General features: G+C 67.7%; 18 protein-coding genes and 1 tRNA gene. 8 read left to right on the forward strand and 11 right to left on the reverse strand.

The window, feature by feature from the left end:
• Positions 1-84: 84 nt before the first annotated feature.
• Positions 85-720, forward strand: a complete 636-nt coding sequence (locus LOS78_RS04065; protein ID WP_230375513.1) for a TetR/AcrR family transcriptional regulator — start codon at positions 85-87, stop codon at positions 718-720.
• 18 nt (positions 721-738) lie between these two features.
• On the opposite strand, the gene LOS78_RS04070 is transcribed toward LOS78_RS04065, so the two are convergent.
• The 5 genes from LOS78_RS04070 to LOS78_RS04090 form a co-directional block, all read right to left on the reverse strand.
• Positions 739-1,062 carry a 2Fe-2S iron-sulfur cluster-binding protein gene (locus LOS78_RS04070; protein ID WP_028714298.1) on the reverse strand — a complete coding sequence of 108 codons (324 nt, stop codon included), beginning with the start codon at positions 1,060-1,062 and terminating at the stop codon, positions 739-741.
• Between the two features lie 180 nt (positions 1,063-1,242).
• Complete coding sequence (locus LOS78_RS04075) at positions 1,243-2,451, reverse strand: beta-ketoacyl synthase (RefSeq protein WP_028714297.1); 1,209 nt, start codon at positions 2,449-2,451, stop codon at positions 1,243-1,245.
• A gap of 137 nt (positions 2,452-2,588) precedes the next feature.
• Positions 2,589-2,849, reverse strand: a complete 261-nt coding sequence (locus LOS78_RS04080) for an acyl carrier protein (RefSeq protein WP_028714296.1) — start codon at positions 2,847-2,849, stop codon at positions 2,589-2,591.
• A 46-nt stretch (positions 2,850-2,895) separates the two neighbouring features.
• Complete coding sequence (gene lpxD / locus LOS78_RS04085; RefSeq protein ID WP_230375528.1) at positions 2,896-3,990, reverse strand: UDP-3-O-(3-hydroxymyristoyl)glucosamine N-acyltransferase; 1,095 nt, start codon at positions 3,988-3,990, stop codon at positions 2,896-2,898.
• 26 nt (positions 3,991-4,016) lie between these two features.
• A complete protein-coding gene (locus tag LOS78_RS04090) occupies positions 4,017-5,651 on the reverse strand; it encodes a murein L,D-transpeptidase (RefSeq protein WP_230375538.1) in 1,635 nt (544 codons plus the stop codon).
• Positions 5,652-5,956: 305 nt separating this feature from the next.
• Between LOS78_RS04090 and LOS78_RS04095 the strand changes: the two genes are divergently transcribed.
• Positions 5,957-6,517, forward strand: a complete 561-nt coding sequence (locus LOS78_RS04095; RefSeq protein ID WP_028714293.1) for a DUF882 domain-containing protein — start codon at positions 5,957-5,959, stop codon at positions 6,515-6,517.
• Between the two features lie 75 nt (positions 6,518-6,592).
• Here LOS78_RS04095 and LOS78_RS04100 read toward each other — a convergent pair whose 3' ends face one another.
• The gene (locus LOS78_RS04100) at positions 6,593-7,345 is read right to left on the reverse strand and encodes an SseB family protein (RefSeq protein ID WP_230375546.1); all 753 of its coding nucleotides are present in this window, start codon (positions 7,343-7,345) and stop codon (positions 6,593-6,595) included.
• Complete coding sequence (locus LOS78_RS04105; protein WP_028714291.1) at positions 7,329-7,946, reverse strand: uracil-DNA glycosylase family protein; 618 nt, start codon at positions 7,944-7,946, stop codon at positions 7,329-7,331. The genes LOS78_RS04100 and LOS78_RS04105 overlap by 17 nt, the downstream gene beginning before the upstream one ends.
• Positions 7,947-8,147: 201 nt before the next feature.
• Between LOS78_RS04105 and LOS78_RS04110 the strand changes: the two genes are divergently transcribed.
• Genes LOS78_RS04110 through kdsA form a run of 3 tightly spaced genes read left to right on the forward strand, consistent with a single transcriptional unit; the run spans position 8,148 to position 11,402 of the window.
• Positions 8,148-8,801, forward strand: a complete 654-nt coding sequence (locus LOS78_RS04110) for an ABC transporter ATP-binding protein (RefSeq protein WP_028714290.1) — start codon at positions 8,148-8,150, stop codon at positions 8,799-8,801.
• Positions 8,785-10,572, forward strand: a complete 1,788-nt coding sequence (locus LOS78_RS04115) for a capsule biosynthesis protein (protein WP_230375547.1) — start codon at positions 8,785-8,787, stop codon at positions 10,570-10,572. The genes LOS78_RS04110 and LOS78_RS04115 overlap by 17 nt, the downstream gene beginning before the upstream one ends.
• Complete coding sequence (gene kdsA / locus LOS78_RS04120) at positions 10,569-11,402, forward strand: 3-deoxy-8-phosphooctulonate synthase (RefSeq protein ID WP_230375550.1); 834 nt, start codon at positions 10,569-10,571, stop codon at positions 11,400-11,402. The genes LOS78_RS04115 and kdsA overlap by 4 nt, the downstream gene beginning before the upstream one ends.
• Here the strand turns inward: kdsA and LOS78_RS04125 are convergent, their stop codons facing one another.
• Positions 11,403-12,611, reverse strand: a complete 1,209-nt coding sequence (locus LOS78_RS04125; protein WP_230375553.1) for an NAD(P)/FAD-dependent oxidoreductase — start codon at positions 12,609-12,611, stop codon at positions 11,403-11,405.
• Between the two features lie 95 nt (positions 12,612-12,706).
• Here LOS78_RS04125 and LOS78_RS04130 point away from each other — a divergent pair.
• Positions 12,707-12,781: transfer RNA gene (locus tag LOS78_RS04130), tRNA-Gln, on the forward strand.
• Positions 12,782-12,989: 208 nt separating this feature from the next.
• Here LOS78_RS04130 and LOS78_RS04135 read toward each other — a convergent pair.
• From LOS78_RS04135 to LOS78_RS04145, 3 genes are all read right to left on the reverse strand, one after another.
• Entirely contained in the window at positions 12,990-13,940 is a 951-nt protein-coding gene (locus LOS78_RS04135) for a GGDEF domain-containing protein (RefSeq protein ID WP_230375555.1), read from the reverse strand.
• A 41-nt stretch (positions 13,941-13,981) separates the two neighbouring features.
• Positions 13,982-14,515, reverse strand: coding sequence for a heme NO-binding domain-containing protein (locus LOS78_RS04140; RefSeq protein WP_230375564.1), 534 nt, complete (start codon positions 14,513-14,515; stop codon positions 13,982-13,984).
• 74 nt (positions 14,516-14,589) lie between these two features.
• Entirely contained in the window at positions 14,590-16,647 is a 2,058-nt protein-coding gene (locus tag LOS78_RS04145) for a ComEC/Rec2 family competence protein (RefSeq protein ID WP_230375566.1), read from the reverse strand.
• A 240-nt stretch (positions 16,648-16,887) separates the two neighbouring features.
• On the opposite strand from LOS78_RS04145, the gene gltX reads away from it, so the two are divergent.
• Positions 16,888-18,294, forward strand: a complete 1,407-nt coding sequence (gene gltX / locus LOS78_RS04150; RefSeq protein WP_230375572.1) for a glutamate--tRNA ligase — start codon at positions 16,888-16,890, stop codon at positions 18,292-18,294.
• A gap of 54 nt (positions 18,295-18,348) precedes the next feature.
• The gene (gene gltA / locus LOS78_RS04155) at positions 18,349-19,641 is read left to right on the forward strand and encodes a citrate synthase (RefSeq protein ID WP_028711105.1); all 1,293 of its coding nucleotides are present in this window, start codon (positions 18,349-18,351) and stop codon (positions 19,639-19,641) included.
• Positions 19,642-19,643: the final 2 nt, after the last annotated feature.

Here is a 19,643-nt window from a genome sequence, read left to right on the forward strand (position 1 = left end):
ATTTATCTCCCTTTCTATTAGATTACAGACTTCCGCATTGTCGGAAGTCTGATAGATTTGAGACGAATGGTTCGGGAGCGGCTGATGGAAAGCCGGGGCAATATTTATCAGACCTTGATTTTCGCCGCCCAGGAACACCTGGAGGAAACCGGTCACCTTCCCTCCGACCCGGGCGATCTGGCGGCACGCGCCGATGCGAGTCCGGAAGAGATCCGCACCATGTTCAGTTCGACCGAAGAGCTGCATGAAGGGCTGATCTATCACGCGGTCACATTGCTGAACGATGCTCTGCGCCAGGGGGTCATTGAGGCCGATACCAGCGACCCGATCGCGCAGATGCATTCGATCGGCCACAGCTACCTGAACTGGGCCGAGAGCAATCCGACCCTGTTCCGGCTGCTGGTGAACGGGCTGAACGGCGCCATCCGGCCCGACAGCGCGCTGCATCGCTATACCAGTTCGATGCGCGACCTCTATCACCGCAAGTTCAGCGAGGCGCAGCGGCTGGGCATCCTGTCCGAGGAAGCGGATGTCGAAATCCTGACCATGATGCTGCATTGCCTGGTCAAGGGGGGAAACATGATGTTCCTGACCCGCAGCACCGATCCCTGGTTCGACGGCGATCCCCGCTCGACCCGCGAACTCGCCGAAAGGATCTTCACCGAGTTCATGGACAACCTGGTCAGGGCCAACGCGCCCGAAAGCCGCGCAACCGCCTGAAGGCGGGCCGTGGGCGGGTCAGATCTGCCGCTCGGGCAGATGCAGCACCAACCCGTCCAGCTCGGGCGTCACCTTGATCTGGCAGGTCAGCCGCGACCGCTCGGGATCGGGCTGCCAGGCGAAATCCAGCATGTCCTCCTCCATCGGTTCCTTGGCCGGCAGCCGGTCGACCCAATCCGGCGCCACATAGGCATGGCAGGTCGAACAGGCGCAGGCGCCGCCGCAATCGGCGTCAATGCCGGGAACGCCGTTGTCGCGTGCGCCCTCCATCACGGTCATGCCGGGTTTGACGTCGATCTCATGGGCGGTGCCGTTGTGCTCGATATAGGTGATCTTGGCCATGGGTGCCTTCCTTGCGCTTCCCTCCGCAGATAGGTCATTGCGCCGGCAGAGAAAAGCCCCGGCATTGCCCTTGGAACGAACCTCTCCGGCTTCTTTCTTGCTCAAATATCCCGGGGGGCGCGCCGCGCCTGCCCCGTCGAGGGGCAGGCGCGGCGCGGGGGGCAGAGCCCCCCGCTAGGCTCACACCTTGCGCAGCGCGATCACCGCATTGAGCCCGCCGAAGGCGAAGGCATTCGACAGCACCGCCTCGACCTTCGCCTCGCGCGCCTCGTTCGGCACCACGTCCAGCGCGCATTCCGGGTCCGGCTCCTCATAGCCGATGGTCGGGGCGATCACGCCGTCGCGCAGCGCCATGATGCAGGCCAGAAGCTCGACCGCGCCGGTACCGCCGATCAGATGGCCATGCATCGACTTGGTCGAGGAGATCATCAGCCGGTCGGCATGATGGCCGAAGGCATGGGCGACGGCGGCACATTCGGTCTTGTCGTTCGCCGCCGTGCCGGTGCCATGGGCGTTGATATAGCCGACCTCCTCGGGACGCATATGCGCATCCAGCATGGCGCCGGTGATGGTGCGCTCGGCGCCGATGGCCGAGGGCATGACGATGTCCTGCGCATCGGCCGACATCGAGAATCCCACCACCTCGGCCAGGATATCGGCGCCGCGCGCCGCCGCATGCTCCCAGTCCTCGAAGACGAAGACGCCCGCCCCCTCGCCCTGCACCATGCCGTTGCGGGTGGCCGAGAACGGCCGGCAGGCATCCTTGGACATGACGCGCAGCCCCTCCCAGGCCTTGACGCCGCCGAAGCACAGCATCGCCTCGGACCCGCCGGTCAGCATCACCGTCGCCGCCCCCGAGCGCACCATGTTGAAGGCCAGGCCCATGGCGTGATTGGAGCTGGCGCAGGCGGTGGCCACGGTGAAGCTGGGCCCCAGCAACCCGTATTCCATGCTCAGATGCGAGCAGGCGGCGTTGTTCATCAGCTTCGGCACCACGAAAGGATGGACGCGGTTCTTCCCCTCTTCATAGACGGTGCGGTAATTCTCGTCCCAGGTGTTCATGCCGCCGGCGGCGGTGCCCAGGACCACGCCCGCGCGCAGGCCCAGCTCGCCCTCGAAGACCAGCCCCGACTGCGCCACCGCCTCGCGCGCGGCCAGCAGCGTGAACTGGGTGAACTTGTCATAGAGGACGATCTGCTGGCGGTTGAAATAGGTCTCCGCCTCCCAGTCGCGGACCTGGCCGCCGATGCGGATCGCCAGCCGCTCGACATCGCGGAACTCCAGCGGGCCGATGCCGCAACGGCCCTCGCGCATCGCCTCCAGCGTCGAGGGCACATCGCGCCCCAGCGCGTTGATCGTGCCCATGCCGGTGATGGCGACGCGGCGCATGCCGTTGCCGTGCCGGCCCATGATGACCCGGCCCAGCACGGTGCGGGCGATCTTGGTCGCGCTCTTGACCTTGCCCTTGACCTTGCCGGGCTTGCGCGGGGATTTCGGCGGCCTCTCGCCCTTGTTCTTCTTGGCGTTCATGCCTTTTCAGCGACCAGCTTTTCCACGGCGCCGATGATGGCGCCGAGGCTCGATATGTCGAACTCGGATTTCTCGGGCTCGTTGGCGTTGAAGGGCACCGAGATGTCGAACGCCTCCTCGATGGCGAAGATGGATTCGACCAGGCCCAGGCTGTCGATGCCGATGTCTTGCGGCGACATCTCGAGCTTCAGCTCGGACGGGTCCAGCATCGCCTGCTCTGCGACGATCTGGATGATGCGGTCGCGGATTTCTGTCATCTCGGCCTCCGTTCTGTCCGGTCGCAGACGCTTGCCTGCGGAAATGCTATTCTGCACCGTCCTTGTCGAGCAGTTTCTTAACAGTTTCGCGAAGCTCGGCCACCTGCGCATAAAGTCGCGGCAGGCGGCGGATGTTCTTCTGCGCCTCGACATGGGTTTCCATCCGCACCGCCGGGCTGCCCAGCAGCACCCGGCCGGCGGGGGCATTGGTGAAGATCTTGGTCGCGCCCCCCGCGATCACATCGTCGCCGACGAAGATGTTGTCCGAGACGCCGACCTGCCCGCCCAACACCACGCGGTTGCCGATCCGGGCCGAGCCGGCGACGCCGACAAGGCCGCAAAGCAGGCAATCCTCGCCCACGATGCAATTATGGCCGACCTGCACGAGGTTGTCGATCTTGGTGCCGCGGCCGATGCGGGTGGCGCGGATGGTGCCGCGGTCCACGGTGGAATTGGCGCCGATCTCGACATCGTCGCCGATCTCCAGCCCGCCCAGGGAATGGATGCGGGTCCAGTGCTGCTGGCGGATCTCGGCCCGCTCGCCCAGGGATTGGCGGATCTCCTCAACGCCGGATTTCTCGGGCGTGACGAAGGAAAACCCGTCCGCGCCCAGCGAGACGCCGGGGTTCAGGATCACCCGGTCGCCGATGGTCACGCCATGGGCGATGCGCACGCCGGGATGGATCAGCGCGTCGCGGCCGATCACCGTATCGGCGCCGATCGAGACATGCGAGGCGATACGCGCCCCCGCCCCGATCCGCACCCGCGGCCCGATGACCACGAAGGGACCGATGGCGGCGTCCTCGGGCAGCTCGGCCGTGGGGTCGATCACCGCGCTGGCATGGATGCCGGGCGCGATGCCGGGGCCGGGATCGAAGGCGCGGGTCAGCCCCGCCATGGCCAGCCGCGGCCGCCCGACCAGGATGGCCGCTCGCAGTCCCAGCGCCTCGGGGTCGGTTCCCTCGGCCAGCAGGGCCATGCCGCCGGGGCTCAGCTTCTCGGCATAGGCGGGCGAGGTCGCGAGCGCGATCTGGTCCGCGCGCGCCTGCCCGGCTTCGGCCGCGCCGTTGACGATCAGGCTGCCGTCGCCCCAGAGGCGGGCATCCAGCGCGCGGGCCAGTTCGGCGATGGTCAGTGTCATGCGTTTCCCCTTGCTTCGGGGTTCATCTATTCATCCCCGGCCGCGGAATCCAGCCCGGCCTTGACCAGCGCCGCATGCACCAGCGCGTCGCGGCCATAGATATCCGGGAAGCGCCGGATCTGGCCGGTCTGGTCCGGGAAGGCGGTGAAATAGACCAGATGCACCGGCACGGGCGGGCGCAGGTTCAGATAGGTCTCGCGCCCGGATTTCAGCGCCTTGGCGAACACCGCCTCGGGGCTTTCGACCTGACCCTTCAGCAGCTCATGCGCCAGGTCGACGGGCCGGCCGACGCGGATGCAGCCATGCGAATAGGCGCGGCTGGACTGGTTGAACAGATGCTTGGTCGGCGTGTCGTGCAGATAGATGTTCCAGGGATTGGGGAACATGAACTTGACCTGCCCCAGCGCATTGTCGTCGCTGGGTTTCTGCCGCATCCGGTAGGGAAAGGTCTTGGCCGTATACTTGCGGAAATCGATGCGGTCGCGCGGGATGACATTGCCCGCCCCGTCCACCACGTCGAGATGGCCGACCGCATGGCGGTTGGCCTGCAGCCGCGGCAGGTATTCCTTGACGGTGATCGAGCGCGGCACGTTCCAGCGCGGATTGACCACCATGTATTTCATCGTCTCGCTGAACTCGGGCGTCTCGAATTCGCGATTGGCCTTGCCGATGACCACGCGGGTCTCGAACACCTCCTGCCCGTTCTCGTAGATACGGGCGTTGAACTCGGGCAGGTTCACCCAGACGTGCCGGGCGTTCAGGTCGTGGCCGGCCATCCAGCGCATGCGCTCCAGCGCGACCAGGATCGCCTCGGCCTCGGGGCCGGTGCCGCGGTTGAGCCGTGCCACGGTGCGCGGTCCCGCCACGCCATCGGCCGGCAGACCGGCCGCCTGCTGATAGGCCGCGACCGCCTGCGCCAGCGGCGCGTCGAAGGTCAGCGGACTGCCCGTGGCGGGCGCGGCGAAATCCACCGAGGCCAGACGCACCCGCAGCGCCGCGACGGCGGGATCGCTGACCCCCTCGCGCCAGAGCCCCTCGGGCACCCGCGGCGCATCGGCCGGCGCGACCAGCCGCGACTGCCGGGCCAGCGCCTGGCGCAGCGCCTCGTAGCGCGGATCCTGCGGCGGCAGGCCGGCCAGCATCGCGGCGGGATCGGCGGCGCGGGCGAATGCGCGCAGCAGATCGCCGGTGCGCGGGCGCTGCACCTCGCGCTTGATTCCCGGCTCGACCCGGCGCGGATCGAGAATGCCGCCGGTGACGTCGTGGCTCCAGTCCGCGAAGCTGCGGGCGAAGCGAAGCTCGGCCTCGACCGTCCCGGCCCCGTCGCGGTCGAGCTGCCGCAGCACGGCCGGACGATAGCGGCCCGCCGGCAGCCCGTGCGAGGCCGCCTGTCCCACCGCCTCGATCAGCGCGGCGCGGCGCGCCGCCCCCCCTGCCCCCAGGAAGACCGGCTTCAGCCCGTTGCTGCCGTAGAAATCCGCCAGGCCCGGATGGGCGGCGACCCGCTCGGCCAGACGCATCTCGGCTTCGGAAAAGGCCAGCCGCGGCGCCGGAAGCGCGGCCACGGGCGCGGCGTCCAGACCCTGCGCCACGGCAGGGCGCGGCAGCACCGCCAGCACCGCCAGAACAACCAGCGCACGAATCAACCCGGAAAGTGGCACGGAACGCATCCTTTTCTCTGTGGCGGAAATCTTCGCATCGGCAACGATTCCGGTCCAGCGAGCGGCGTTTTTTTCTTGCGTCACTGATGCAGCGCAGGCACGGCCGCGCAAAAACTTGGGCTCCGGTTCCGAATCGGCTTATCGTCGGCGGATTTTTGCCGAGAATGGCGGAACTCCGCCGCGCATGGAACGAAAAGCTTCCCTCGGCTCGCGCGCTGGTGACATATTCTTAACCGGTCCCGGCTAAACCGGGGCGTGCCGTTCAACGGGCGGCAAAACAACGAAAGCAGGACAGGCGATCTGACATGACGTTTGAAACTATCTCGCGTCGGGGCATCCTCGGTGTCTTCGCGGCGACGACGGTGGCAGCAGCGCCGGTTATGGCCAATGCCTTCGGACTTTTGCGGGGCGCCGGCGACATTCGCCGCATCCGCATGTATTCGGGGCGCACGGGCGAAAGCATCGACACCGTCTACTGGGTCGAAGGCAAGTATATCCGGGATGCCCTGAATGAAATCAACATCTTCATGCGCGACTGGCGGACGGGCCAGGCTATCGGCTTCGACCCGCGCACGATCGACATCGCCGCAGCCTCTCACCGGCTGCTGCAAACCAACGAACCCTACATGATGCTGTCGGGCTACCGCTCGCCGCAGACCAATGCCATGCTGCGCTCGCGCTCCTCGGGCGTGGCCAGGAACTCGCTGCACATGGTGGGCAAGGCTGCCGACCTGCGCCTGAAATCGCGCTCGGTCTCGCAGATGTACAAGGCCGCGGCGGCCTGCAATGCAGGCGGCGTCGGCAAATACTCGCGCTCGAATTTCGTCCATATGGACTGCGGTCCGATCCGCCATTGGGGCGCCTGACTCGCGATCGGTCAAATCGCGGTGATCACGCAAAGACCCGCCCCTTGGGGCGGGTTTTCGTTTGCCCGCGCGGCGCTAGCGCAGCCGCGGCGGCGCCGAGGGATCGCGGCGCGGCGGCTCGGGCGCCGGCGCCGGGGGCGGCGGCTCCAGCACCAGCGCGCCCGGCGGCAGCCCCGGCGCGGCAAAGCCGATATCGACCCCGCCGGGCAGTTCGGGCAGAAAGGCCAGCAATTCGGCCAGCGCCTTGGCGACCGCCGCCTCATGCGCCGGATCGACGCCGGCAAGGATCAGCGCGTGGTTGCGCCGCCCGTCCCGCCATTCCGCCGCGACCAGGGCCAGCCGTCCGACCAGCCCCGCCATGTCGCCCAACCGCTGCGCCAGCGGCTCGGCCAGCAGCGCCACCGCCTCGGCCGAGGGCGCGCCCAGCCGCCGCGCCGCCTCGGCCCCCGCCATGCTGGGCCGCGCCGCAAGCGCCCACCCCAGCCAGGCCAGCACCTCGGCATCCAGCATCAGCTGCGAGCCGTGGCCGGGGTTGAGAAGCAGCCCCTGCCCCTCCTCGGCCAGGGCCGCGGCAAGGACGCGGCCCGGCAGGGCGACATAGGCGACCGGCCCACCGACGAAGCCCGCCAGCCGATCCTCGCGGTCGCAGGCCAGGGCAAACCGGCCCTCGGGCAGGTCGAACAGCCGCAGCTCGGCACGGTCTCCGGCCGGCTCGGCCACCAGCGCGGCGAACAGCTCGGTATCGGCCAGGCGAGACAGGATGCGGGCGCGGGCGGGGGCGTCGGCCTCGTGAAAAGGAACCTTGCAAAGCTCATCCAGCGGGGTCATCGGGCTCTCTCAACAGGGCGGCAACGGCAGCGCGCAATTCCGGCAGCAGCTCGGCCTGGAACCAGGGATTGCGCCGCAGCCACGCGGTATTGCGCCAGGACGGATGAGGCAAGGGAAAGATGTGCGGCGCGTGATCGCGCCAGCCGGAGACCGTCGCCGTCACCCCGGCCTTTGCCGCCGCGCCCAGATGCCAGCGTTGCGCATGGCCGCCGACCAGCAGCGTCAGCCGGGGGGCCAGTTCGGCCATCACCCGCTCGCGCCAGGTCCGGGCGCAGATCGGCGGCGGCGGCAGGTCCGAACCCTTGGCGTCATAGCCCGGAAAGCAGAAGGCCATGGGCACGATGGCGATGCGCGAGCGGTCGTAGAAGGTCTCGGCCGGCACGCCGATCCAGTCGCGAAGCCGGTCGCCCGAGCGGTCCGCGAAGGGCCGCCCCTGCAGATGCACCTGCATGCCCGGCGCCTGGCCCACGATCAGGATGCGTGCGCCGGGCCGGAACCAGGCCACCGGGCGCGGACTGTGCGCCGTCGCGGTCAGGGCGAAGCGCGGCGCGCAAAGCCGGCAGGCGGATATCTCGCGGACAAGGCTGGCAGAAGAGGACATGATCGCCAGATAGGCGCGCGGCGCCCGGCAAAAAAGACCCGCGCCCCTTCACGATATATAAAGCATTGCACGCCATGGTGGACAGCGCGGGCGCCCGGACATATTGTCCGCCTGCCGCGGCCGGGGCGTTCCGGCGGCGGCGGATGTTTCGTGTCGTAACCATTGCCAGCCTGCGCGGCGTGCGGGGATCAGGACGGCCAGATGATCGAATTCGACAATGTCTCCAAGTCGTTCTGGACCGGGACCCAGCGCAAGGTGATCCTCGACCGTGCTTCGTTCCGGATCGACCTGGGGCGGTCGATGGGCATCCTGGCGCCGAACGGCACTGGCAAGACCACGATCATCAACATGATGTGCGGCCTGGAAAAGCCCGACGAAGGCACGATCCGCACCGATTGCCGGGTCTCGTTCCCGCTGGGCTTCATGGGCGGCATCACCGCGACGCTCAGCGCCAACGAGAATGCGCGCTTCATCGCACGCATCTATGGTCTCGACCCGGATTATGTCGAGGCCTTCTGCCGCTGGCTCTGCGATATCGACGAATATTTCGACATGCCCGTCGGCACCTACAGCGCCGGCATGCGGGCGCGCTTCACCTTTTCGCTGATGCTGGCGCTGGAATTCGACGTCTATTTGATCGACGAGGGCATGCCCAGCACCACGGATGCCGAATTCAACCGCAAGGCCGGCTCGGTGCTTTACGACCGCCTGAAATCCGCCACCGTGGTGGTGGTGTCGCATCAGGCGCAAACCATTGAAAAATTCTGCAATTGCGCTGCCGTCCTGCGCGACGGCAGGTTATATCAGTTCGAAACCCTCGAAGAGGCCAAGCAGTATTATGACTACACCGCCTAAGGCCCGCGCCTATCGCATCAGCCGCGAGGAATCTGTTCTGGCGGTCAGCCAGGACGGTGACGCGGTCGAAACGGCGCGCAAGGTGCAGGTCGAACGGCACAGGCGCAGCCAGGCCGCCCCGCCCGAACAGGCGGGCGAGCAGCTTTTCGCCGGCAACGATGACGGTTTCGGCGACATGCGCTTTCCCGGCGCCGAGACGCCCGCGCCCCGGGACACGGCGCCCCAAGGCCCGACACCCCAAGGCGCGGCGCTCCAGGACACGACGCCCATGGCCGAACGCATCGCCGCGGTGCGGGCCGAGAACCTGACCGACCGCCAGCTGCGCATGGCCCGCCGCATCGCCGCCATGCACGAGATCGAGGTCGAATCCGATTACGAGGCGATCGTCATGCTGCGCGACCGCGGCATCGATCCCTTTCACCGCACCTCGGTGGGCAAGATCCTCTCGGAAGAGGGCGCGCGGGCCCAGGCGCAGGCGCAGGCCGGCGCGGCCTCGCCCTCGGCCAACATGCCGGTGCCGACCCGCAACTCCAGCCCCGCCCGCCGCGGCCGCGGGACCGAGATCACGCCGCTGCCGCCGGGCACGACCCAGCTTCCCTCGCGAGAGGCGCTGACCGAGGATCGCCGCGCCGCCGAGATCATCCGCATCCAGCAGGACATCGCCCGCCGGCGGCGGCGCAAGCTGCTGATGCTGCTGGCGCGGCTGGCCGCCTTCGTCGCCCTGCCGACGCTGATCGCGGGCTGGTATTACTTCTTCGTCGCGACGCCGCTTTACGCCACGGTGTCGCAGTTCCAGATCCAGCAGGCCGAGAAATCCAGCGCCGGCAGCCTTGGCGGGCTGTTCAGCGGCACGCAGCTGGCGACCAATCCCGATTCGATCTCGGTGCAAAGCTATCTGACCTCGCGCGACGCGATGATGCGTCTCGACAAGGATCTGGGATTCAAGCGCGCCTTCCAGGATCCGGCCATCGACCCCATCCTGCGCCTGCCGCCCGTGGCGAGCAACGAACAGGCCTACAAGCTCTATCGCAACTCGGTGAAGATCGGCTACGATCCGACCGAGGGGGTGCTGAACATGGAGGTGATTGCGCCAAATCCCCAGCTTTCGCAGGATTTCGCCCTGGCGCTGATCGAATATGCCGAAGAACAGGTGGACCAGATGACGGCCCGCCTGCGCGAGGATCAGATGAAGGGCGCGGTCGAAAGCTATCAGGATGCCGAGGCCAAGGTGCAGCAGGCGCAGCGCCGCGTGCAGGAGTTGCAGCAGAAGCTGGGGGTGCTCGACCCGGTGGCCGAGGGCGGCGTCATCATGGGCCATATCGCCGAACTCGAACGGCAACTGGCCGAGAAGAAGCTCGAGCTCGGGCAGCTGCAATCCAACGCCCGTCCCAATCCCAGCCGCGTCGCCGGCGTTACCGGCGATATCAGCCGGCTCGAGGAAATGCTGGCCCAGACCCGCAGCCAGCTGACCGAGGGCAACAGCGCCCGCGGCTCGCTGGCCGCCATCTCGGGCGAGATCCGCATCGCCGAATCCGACCTGCTGACCCGGCAGGAGCTGCTGGCCGCCGCCGCCGCGCAGATGGAGAACGCGCGGATCGAGGCGAACAAGCAGGTCCGCTATCTTTCGCTCTCGGTGGCGCCGGTGCCGCCGGACGAGGCGACCTATCCCAAGGCTTTCCAGAACACGATCGTGGCCTTCCTGGTGTTTTCCGGCATCTATCTGATGCTATCGCTGACCGCCTCGATCCTGCGCGAACAGGTATCCTCATGAAACATGTCCCGATCGGCAACGTCACTTTCGGAAACGATCTGCCCCTGGTGCTGATCGCCGGCCCCTGCCAGCTAGAAACCCTGGACCATGCGCTGATGATCGCCGAGACCGTCGCCGGGGCCTGCGCCAAGGCGGGGGCCGGCTTCGTGTTCAAGGCCAGCTACGACAAGGCCAACCGCACCTCGCTCAAGGGCCGGCGCGGCATCGGCATCGACGAAGGCCTGCGCATGCTGGACGAGGTGCGCAGCCGCATCGGCTGTCCCGTGCTGACCGATGTGCATGATATCGAACAGGCGCGCCTGGCCGGAGCCGTGGTCGATATCATCCAGATCCCGGCCTTCCTGTCGCGCCAGACCGACCTGCTGCTGGCGGCGGGCGAGACCCGGGCGGCGGTGAACATCAAGAAGGGCCAGTTCCTGGCGCCCTGGGACATGCCCAATGTTGCCGAGAAGGTCGCCTCGACCGGGAACGAACGCATCCTGCTGACCGAACGCGGCGTCAGCTTCGGCTACAACACGCTGGTCGCCGACATGCGCAGCCTGCCGATCATGGCGCGGACCGGCTGGCCGGTGGTCATGGACGCGACCCATTCCGTGCAGCAGCCCGGCGGTCAGGGCGGCTCGTCCGGCGGGCAGCGCGAATTCGCGCCGGTCATGGCGCGGGCGGCGGTGGCGATCGGCGTGGCCGGCGTCTTCATCGAGACGCATCAGGATCCGGACAACGCGCCCTCGGACGGGCCGAACATGATCCATCTCGAGCGGATGCCGGCACTGATCGCCTCGCTGATGCGCTTCGACGCGCTGGCCAAGCTTGACCCGGTGATGGGCTGATCAGCCGGCCGCGATGGCCCGCGCCGCCGCATGGCCGGAGGCCCAGGCCCATTGGAAGTTGTAACCGCCCAGCCAGCCGGTGACATCGACCACCTCGCCGATGAAATAGAGCCCGGGAATGGATCTTGCCTGCATGGTCCGGGAATCGAGCGCCCGCGTATCGACCCCGCCCACCGTGACCTCGGCCGTCCGCCAGCCTTCCGAGCCGACCGGCCGCAGATTCCAGCGGTTGATCCGCGCGGCGAGCCGGTCCAGCGCGGCATTCCCCTGATCCGCCAGCCGCGCCCCGGCCAGGCCCACCTCGGCCGAGACCGCCTCGGCCAGCCGCGCGGGCAGCCAGCGCGCCAGCGCCGTGGCCACGGCAAGGCGGCCGCCCTGGCCGCGGATCTCGCGCAGGCCGGTGGCGATATCCGCGTCGGGGGCCAGATCGACGGTGATATCCTCTCCCGGGCGCCAGAAGCTCGAGATCTGCAGGATCGCCGGCCCCGACAGCCCGCGATGGGTGAACAGCAGCCCGTCCCGGAACAGACGGCGCCGCCGGCCGCTGCCATGGCTGACCTCGGCCAGGACCGACAGCCCGGCCAGGGGCCGGCAAAGGTCCAGGTCCTGCTGGGCGAAGGTCAGCGGCACCAGCCCCGGTCTCGGCTCGATCAGCGAAAGCCCGAACCGGGCGGCGATCTCGTAGCCGATGCCCGTTGCGCCCATCTTGGGAATCGACTTTCCCCCCGTCGACACCACCACCCGGCGTGCCGCCAGCGGCCCGCGTGCCGTCCCGACCAGGAAGCCCTGCCCCGCCGGCTCGACCTGCTGCACTGCAGTTTCGAGACGCAACTCGGCGCCGCGCATCCGATGCAGCAGCATGTCGATGATCTGCCGGGCGCTGTCGTCACAAAACAATTGGCCGAGCGTCTTTTCGTGCCAGGCGATGCCGGATGCTTCGACCATGGCAAGGAAATCGGCCGGCGTGAAGCCCGCCAGCGCCGAGGCCGCGAAACGCGGATTGCCCGAGACGAAGCGGTCGAGCGCGGTCGCAAGATTGGTGAAGTTGCAGCGTCCACCGCCAGAGATGCGAATCTTTTCGCCCGGCGCGCGGGCGTGATCCAGAACCACGACCCGCCCCGCCCCCTCGCCCGCCTGCTGCAGGATCGAGCCGGCGCAGAAAAGCCCGGCCGCGCCGGCGCCAAGAATGACTGTGTCCACCTGTTCCATGCGCGGCGCATAGAGTGCCTGCGCCGGGGCCACAAGATTTTTCCGTTTTGCCTCTTGCGCCCCTGCACGGCCTTGGCTAGATACGCCCCCACAGTTGGGGCGTGGCCAAGTGGTAAGGCAACGGTTTTTGGTACCGTGTACCGTAGGTTCGAATCCTACCGCCCCAGCCAATTCATCTAAGTCTTTGTTAAATCTAAATTATGGTCGCTGACCCAGACTTTCGCCTGTGCCGTCATTAGTTTGACAGGCAGCAGGATCGTCGTGGATCACGGGTATGCCTGGAGGGGCAGACCGCACGTGATCCGGCCAGGGGAACCTAGCCGAAACTCCAACTGCAGACGATCCCGTGACCAAGCGGCAGAGCACCGGCCTGCGCTGTCATGCGCCTACTGCCTTCGTCGGGCCGCCCCACAGGAGCGCCTTGCCCTTCCCGTTCGACTTGGCGTGATACAGCGCCGAATCCGCCATGTCGAACAGCAGATCAGGCCGGGCCTGGGACAGCAGGTCGGAAACCGCCACGCCGATGCTGGCAGAGACCCGGGCCGAGGACGGATGAAAGCGCATCGCCTCGATCCTTTCGATGATCCGCCGGCAGACCCGCAATATGTCCGCGCGCGCGCGATGCGAAAAGATCAGCAGCAGGAACTCGTCCCCGCCGACGCGGCAAACCTTGTCGCTGGTCCGGACCTCGGAAGACAGGACCGCCGCGACCTCGGTCAGCACACGGTCGCCCGCGGCATGGCCGAGACGATCGTTCACCTCCTTGAAATGGTCGAGATCCAGATGCACGAGCGCGAAGGGGTTGTCCTCGCGCTGCTCGAAGGCCCTCGCGAATTCGGCCTCGAACCCGCGCCGGTTCAAAAGGCCGGTCAGGGGGTCGGTAATCGACAGGATCTGCGCATTCTCCCGCGCCCGTTCCAGGCGGGCATTGACCCGGGACAGTTCGGACAGCGCAGCGCGGTTGGCCTCATGCAGGAACAGGAATTCGATGGCCAGATCCGAGGGCGGGAAATCGGAATCCGTCAGCCCGAACTCGCGGACGGCCAGGGACAGCGCGATGCCGAATCCCAGGTTCAGGACGATCAGGTCGCACGACAGCGCGACCCCTTGGCCGCGCAGCGAAATCCCCTGATGGCGCTTCATCTGTAGAAACACCCGCTCTCCCGAGCCCAGCCGGGCGAATGCCCGATCAAAGCCGATGCTCTGGCCGATCTGGTCGGTGCAGGCGAAGACCTCGTCCAGCCTCGCGGCATTGCCCACCACCTTCTCCAGGGTCTTGCCCCGGGACAGGATGCGGCCGCGCCGGTCTATGGCCAGATGCATCGGCATGAGGGCCGCCACCTGCCGAAGAATATCGAGCCGGACCTCGATCAAGACGCCACCTGCGGATGGGAAAGCACGAAGCGGCGTTTCCCGGAATAGTCGGACAGGGCGACGTCAATGTCTATGCAGTCGCGCATCACGGAAATGATCGCCAGCGCGCCATAGTCATCCGCCATGCCGCGCAGCATGCCTGCGACCACGCGCAGCAGGCCGGGCTGATGCGCGCTTGCCGCGATGTGATAGCGCCCGGCCGTCGGCGAGGTGACCGCCAGGGCCGGGAGCTGGAAATCCGGGATCACCAGCCTGATGCGACCGGGCAGTTCCCGCAGGGATTCGACGAATTCCTCGAAGGTCGAACCGCTGAAGCGGAGCAATCTGCGGATATCCTCCTGCCGGGTCAGCCAGGCCCCGATATCCTCGAGAAATTCGCCCACGGATTTGTCCAGCAATCGGGCCGAGGCGATCACGATCGAATAGGTGACCTTGTCGGGGCCGGTGCTCCAGGTCAGGAAGCCTTCCGGATCGACGCCGACCTCGCGCGTGACCTTTTCCCAAAGGCCCGGACCGTAAGTGCCGCGCATGAACAATTCGATGCAACGATTGACGAGACCATGCATTTCTTCAGATCCGGTTGAAAATCCGCCGTCGCGGCATGTCAGTGCCAAAGCCGCCCGCGCCCCGTTCCATCGGCCGAGACAAGCGCAAGCCCATCGGCGCCGAGGAATATCGCCAAGGCCCCGTGCCGCCGCAGATAGGCGGCGTCGAGAACCAGGCATGGCGGGGAACCGGTGCCTGTCGCGAGATTGCCGTCCGCCACCAGAATGCCGCCCGGAGGGCAATGGGTTTCGGCATCGCCCCGCGCAGCCTTGCCGGTCAGATGCCGGATCGGCACCCGCCCGTCGGGTTGCCCGAGCTCTGCCCAGCGGTCCGAGGCCGTGCCTTGCCAGAGCGGCCGCGCAGCCGCGGCGGTCTGGTCTGCGGCATCGCCATCGGCTTCGAGCCAATTCGCAACGGCAAAGCTGCCTCCTCGCGCCTTCGAGGGCGCCCTGCCCGCCGGCGTCATCACCGCCACCGCGTCGCCCTCGGCCGAGATCAGGATGTCGGGCCGCTTCGCGCCCAGCCAGAGCAAAGCCGAGGCGACCAGCAGCACGCCGCCCGTTGCGCGCCGCAGCAGCAGGAGCGCGCGCCGCCCGCCGCCGCCGACCGGCCCCAGCAGGATCATCGCTGCCCCGGCCGCCATCAGCGGCAGGACGAGCCGCGGCGCGGCCGGGACCAATGTGACCGAGCGCTCCAGTTCCGATATCCATTGCGCGACCGCCAGCATCCAGCGGGTGCCCAGCCCCATCAGCCACAGCGCCGGCTGTGCCAGGCCCAGCGGCGCCAGCAACGCGGCGAAGACGCCGCCGGGCATCACCAGCACCCCGACCACCGGCACGACCATCATGTTGGCCAGCAGGCCATACTGCGTCATGCGGCCGAAATGCGCGGCCGCGATGGGTGCGGTCGCCATGCCGGCCACGAACGAGGAGACGAAGAGCATCAGCGCCGGCCGTGTCCACCAAGGCAGCCGCGTGGAAAGCCGCATCCAGGGCTCCTGCACCAGGATCAGCGCCACCGTGGCGGCAAAGCTCATCTGGAAGCCGGGCTCGGTCAGCGCCTCGGGGGTCAGCACCAGCACGATGCCTGCGGCGACGGCGACGGTGCGCAGCGACACCGCGCGGCGGTCGGCGATGATCGCCAGCAGCATCACCGCCACCATGATGAAGGACCGCTCGGTCGCCACCCCGCCGCCCGAAAGCCAGAGATAGAGCGCCGAGGCGCCAAGCGCCCCCGCCGCTGCGAGCTTGTGCGCCGGCAGGGCGCGGGGGCCGCCGACCCCCTGCATCGCCACGCCCGAGAGCCGCAGCGCGGCGTAAACGAATCCGGCCAGCATGCTCATGTGCAGGCCCGAGATCGACACGATGTGATAAAGATTCGAATCGCGCATGATCTGGTTGGTCCGCTCGGCGATGCCCGAGCGGTCGCCGGTCATCAGCGCCGCCGCGACCGCGCCGGCCTGGCCGCCGATCCGCTCGCGTATGGCCTCGGAAAGCGACATGCGGATGCGATGCAGCGCCAGGGTGCCACCCTCGGCGGGCCGCTCGACGGTCAGGACCGGCGTGCGGGCATAGCCCACCGCCCCCAGCCGCGCGAACCAGGCCAGGCGACGGAAATCGAACCCGCCCGGCTCGGATGGGCCGGAGGGCGGCCCGAGATGCGCGGTCAGCATCACGCGCTGGCCGGGAACCGGCAGGTCCCCCGGCTCAAGCAGCGAGATCCGCACCCGCGCCGGCGTCCGCCCGGGCGGCACCCGCTGCAACTGCACCTGATCGAGCAGCAGGCGCATCCGGTCGCGCGCCGAGCGGTCGATGCCGATCACCCGCCCCTCGACCGGGCCGTAATAACGGAATTCCAGCACCGGGGCGGCGACCATATGCGCCCGCAGCCCGGCAAGCCCGGCCCCGAGGGCGACCACCAGCAGCGCAAGGGCCGCCAGCCGCAGCCGGTCGGTCCAGATCCAGCCGAGCCGTCCGGCATCGGCCAGCCGCATCGCCAGGACCGGCAGCAACAGGCACAGCCCGCCAACCAGCACCAGCGCCGAATAGAAGCCGGCGCCGGGCTCGTCCGGCAGCAGGAACCAGCCGCCGATGCCCAGCGAAAGCCAGACGGGCATCCAGGGCAGAAGCCCGGCCCGGATAGTGACCGAAGGCCGGCGCGCAGCCGCCGCCCGCCGCCCGCCGCGAGCAGGCGATGCCGGCCGCCGTATCAGCGAGGCGTTCATCGATTCCGTCACCGAAACTTGTCCTTGTCGTGCCACTTGCGTATCTCTGGCGCCAAGATTGGCATGCCGTCCCTTTCGAAACGGTTAACGGCACAGCCAATGCCCCTGTTTTCTGGACTGACCGGACCCCCGATGACTGATTCCCGCCCCGTCGTGACCCGTTTCGCCCCCTCGCCCACCGGCTACCTGCATATCGGCGGGGCGCGGACGGCGCTGTTCAACTGGCTTTATGCCCGCGGCCGGGACGGAAAGTTCCTGCTGCGCATCGAGGATACCGACCGCGCCCGCTCGACCCCCGAGGCGACCGAGGCGATTCTGCAGGGCCTGCGCTGGCTCGGCCTCGACTGGGACGGCGAGCCGGTCAGCCAGTTCGCCGGGCGCGAGCGCCACGCCGAGGTCGCCCGGACCATGCTGGAGGACGGCACGGCCTACAAATGCTTCTCGACCGCCGAGGAGATCGAGGCGTTTCGCGAACGGGCCAAGGCCGAGGGCCGCTCGACCCTGTTCCTGTCGCCCTGGCGCGACGCCGATCCGGCAAGCCTTCCCGATGCGCCCTATGCGATCCGGCTGAAGGCGCCGCGCGATGGCGAGACGGTGGTGCATGACGCGGTGCAGGGCGACGTGACCTTCGGCAATGCGCAGCTCGACGACATGGTGCTGCTGCGCTCGGACGGGACGCCGACCTACATGCTGGCGGTGGTGGTGGACGATCACGACATGGGCGTGACCCATGTGATCCGCGGCGACGACCACCTGACCAACGCCGCGCGGCAGATCCAGATCTATCAGGCGATGGGCTGGGAGATCCCGGTCTTTGCCCATATCCCGCTGATCCACGGCACCGACGGCAAGAAGCTGTCCAAGCGCCACGGCGCCGTGGGCCTGCACGAATATGCGGCGATGGGCTATCCGGCGGCGGCCATGCGCAACTATCTCGCGCGGCTGGGCTGGAGCCATGGCGACGACGAGCTCTTCGACGACGCGCAGGCCCGGGCCTGGTTCGACCTCGACGGCATCGGAAAGGCCCCCGCCCGGCTGGACTTCAAGAAGCTGGAACATGTCAGCGGCTGGCATATCGCGCGGATGAGCGATGCCGAGCTGCTGGACGAAATCGCCGCCTTCCGCGCCGCAACCGGCGCCGAACCGCTGAACGACCGGCAGATCTCCTGGCTGCGCCCGGCGCTTGGGGCGCTGAAGGCCAAGGCGAAAACCCTGCCCGCGCTGCTGGATCAGGCGCATTTCGCGCTGATCGGCCGCCCGGTCCAGGTCGAGGAGAAGGCGGCAGCCGCGCTGGATATTGTATCCCGTCGTATACTGAACGAATTGACTGCCGCGGTGCAGAATGCTAGCTGGGAGCGCGACGAACTCGAGGCGGCGGCCAAGCGGATTGGCGAGTCGCACGGGCTGGGGCTGGGCAAGGTGGCGGCGCCGCTTCGTGCGGCCCTCGCGGGGCGCAGTTCGACCCCCAGCGTGTTCGATATGATGTTGGCGCTTGGCCGCGATGAAACGCTGGCCCGGCTGCAGGATCAGGCGGGCTGAGACCCGCGCCCATCACCCGGCCCGAGGGCCGGAGACAGGTGAAAGGAACTGGGAATGGCAGAACAGAAAGCCGCAAGACTGCATCTCGCGGGCAAGGACTACGAACTCGCGGTCCTGTCCCCGACTGCGGGACCGGATGTCCTCGACATCCGCAAGCTCTACAGCGAGGCGGACGTCTTCACCTACGACCCCGGCTTCACCTCGACCGCATCCTGCGATTCGACGATCACTTATATCGACGGCGACAAGGGCGAGCTGTGGTATCGCGGCTACCCGATCGAGCAGCTGGCCGACCAGTCCCATTACCTGGAAGTCTGCTATCTGCTGCTCTACGGCGAACTGCCCACCCAGGACCAGCTGGTGGATTTCGAGACCCGCGTCACGCGCCACACCATGGTGCATGAGCAGATGCACAACTTCTTCCGCGGCTTCCGCCGCGACAGCCACCCGATGGCGACCATGGTCGGCGTCGTCGGCGCCATGTCGGCCTTCTATCACGACTCGATCGACATCAACGACCCGGTGCAGCGCGAGATCGCCTCGATCCGGCTGATCGCCAAGGTGCCGACCATCGCCGCCATGGCCTACAAGTATTCGCTGGGCCAGCCCTTCGTCTATCCGCGGAACGAGCTGGATTATGCCAGCAACTTCCTGCACATGTGCTTCTCGGTCCCGGCCGAGCCCTATCATGTCGATCCGGCGCTGTCTCGCGCCATGGACCGCATCTTCACGCTGCACGCCGATCACGAGCAGAACGCCTCGACCTCGACCGTGCGGCTGGCCGGTTCCTCGGGCGCGAACCCCTTCGCCTGCATCGCCGCCGGCATCGCCTGCCTCTGGGGCCCGGCGCATGGCGGCGCCAACCAGGCCTGCCTGGAGATGCTGCGCGAGATCGGCTCGGTCGAGCGCATCCCGGAATTCATCGCCCGCGCCAAGGACAAGAACGATCCGTTCCGGCTGATGGGCTTCGGCCATCGGGTCTACAAGAACTTCGACCCGCGCGCCAAGGTGATGAAGGAATCGGCCGACGAGGTGCTGGACCTTCTGGGCGTCCAGAACAACCCGACGCTGCAGGTCGCCAAGGAGCTGGAGCGGATCGCGCTGGAGGACGAGTATTTCGTCTCGAAGAAGCTCTATCCGAACGTGGACTTCTATTCCGGCATCATCCTGGAAGCCATGGGCTTCCCGACCTCGATGTTCACGCCGATCTTCGCCCTGTCGCGCACCGTCGGCTGGATCTCGCAGTGGAAGGAGATGATCGCCGATCCGCAGAACAAGATCGGCCGGCCGCGCCAGCTCTACGTCGGCTCGCCGCGGCGGGACTACAAGCCGCTGGACGCCCGCTGAGC

This window comes from Paracoccus sp. MA, from assembly GCF_020990385.1.
GTDB lineage: Bacteria > Pseudomonadota > Alphaproteobacteria > Rhodobacterales > Rhodobacteraceae > Paracoccus.

Coding starts and splice junctions, on each gene's coding strand:
- LOS78_RS04065 (WP_230375513.1), top strand. CDS start 85: ATGGAAAGCCGGGGCAATATTTATCAGACCTTGATTTTCGCCGCCCAG.
- LOS78_RS04070 (WP_028714298.1), bottom strand. CDS start 1,062: ATGGCCAAGATCACCTATATCGAGCACAACGGCACCGCCCATGAGATC.
- LOS78_RS04075 (WP_028714297.1), bottom strand. CDS start 2,451: ATGCGCCGCGTCGCCATCACCGGCATGGGCACGATCAACGCGCTGGGG.
- LOS78_RS04080 (WP_028714296.1), bottom strand. CDS start 2,849: ATGACAGAAATCCGCGACCGCATCATCCAGATCGTCGCAGAGCAGGCG.
- lpxD (WP_230375528.1), bottom strand. CDS start 3,990: ATGACACTGACCATCGCCGAACTGGCCCGCGCGCTGGATGCCCGCCTC.
- LOS78_RS04095 (WP_028714293.1), top strand. CDS start 5,957: ATGACGTTTGAAACTATCTCGCGTCGGGGCATCCTCGGTGTCTTCGCG.
- LOS78_RS04100 (WP_230375546.1), bottom strand. CDS start 7,345: ATGACCCCGCTGGATGAGCTTTGCAAGGTTCCTTTTCACGAGGCCGAC.
- LOS78_RS04105 (WP_028714291.1), bottom strand. CDS start 7,946: ATGTCCTCTTCTGCCAGCCTTGTCCGCGAGATATCCGCCTGCCGGCTT.
- LOS78_RS04110 (WP_028714290.1), top strand. CDS start 8,148: ATGATCGAATTCGACAATGTCTCCAAGTCGTTCTGGACCGGGACCCAG.
- LOS78_RS04115 (WP_230375547.1), top strand. CDS start 8,785: ATGACTACACCGCCTAAGGCCCGCGCCTATCGCATCAGCCGCGAGGAA.
- kdsA (WP_230375550.1), top strand. CDS start 10,569: ATGAAACATGTCCCGATCGGCAACGTCACTTTCGGAAACGATCTGCCC.
- LOS78_RS04125 (WP_230375553.1), bottom strand. CDS start 12,611: ATGGAACAGGTGGACACAGTCATTCTTGGCGCCGGCGCGGCCGGGCTT.
- LOS78_RS04135 (WP_230375555.1), bottom strand. CDS start 13,940: ATGCCGATGCATCTGGCCATAGACCGGCGCGGCCGCATCCTGTCCCGG.
- LOS78_RS04140 (WP_230375564.1), bottom strand. CDS start 14,515: ATGCGCGGCACTTACGGTCCGGGCCTTTGGGAAAAGGTCACGCGCGAG.
- LOS78_RS04145 (WP_230375566.1), bottom strand. CDS start 16,647: ATGCCCGTCTGGCTTTCGCTGGGCATCGGCGGCTGGTTCCTGCTGCCG.
- gltX (WP_230375572.1), top strand. CDS start 16,888: ATGACTGATTCCCGCCCCGTCGTGACCCGTTTCGCCCCCTCGCCCACC.
- gltA (WP_028711105.1), top strand. CDS start 18,349: ATGGCAGAACAGAAAGCCGCAAGACTGCATCTCGCGGGCAAGGACTAC.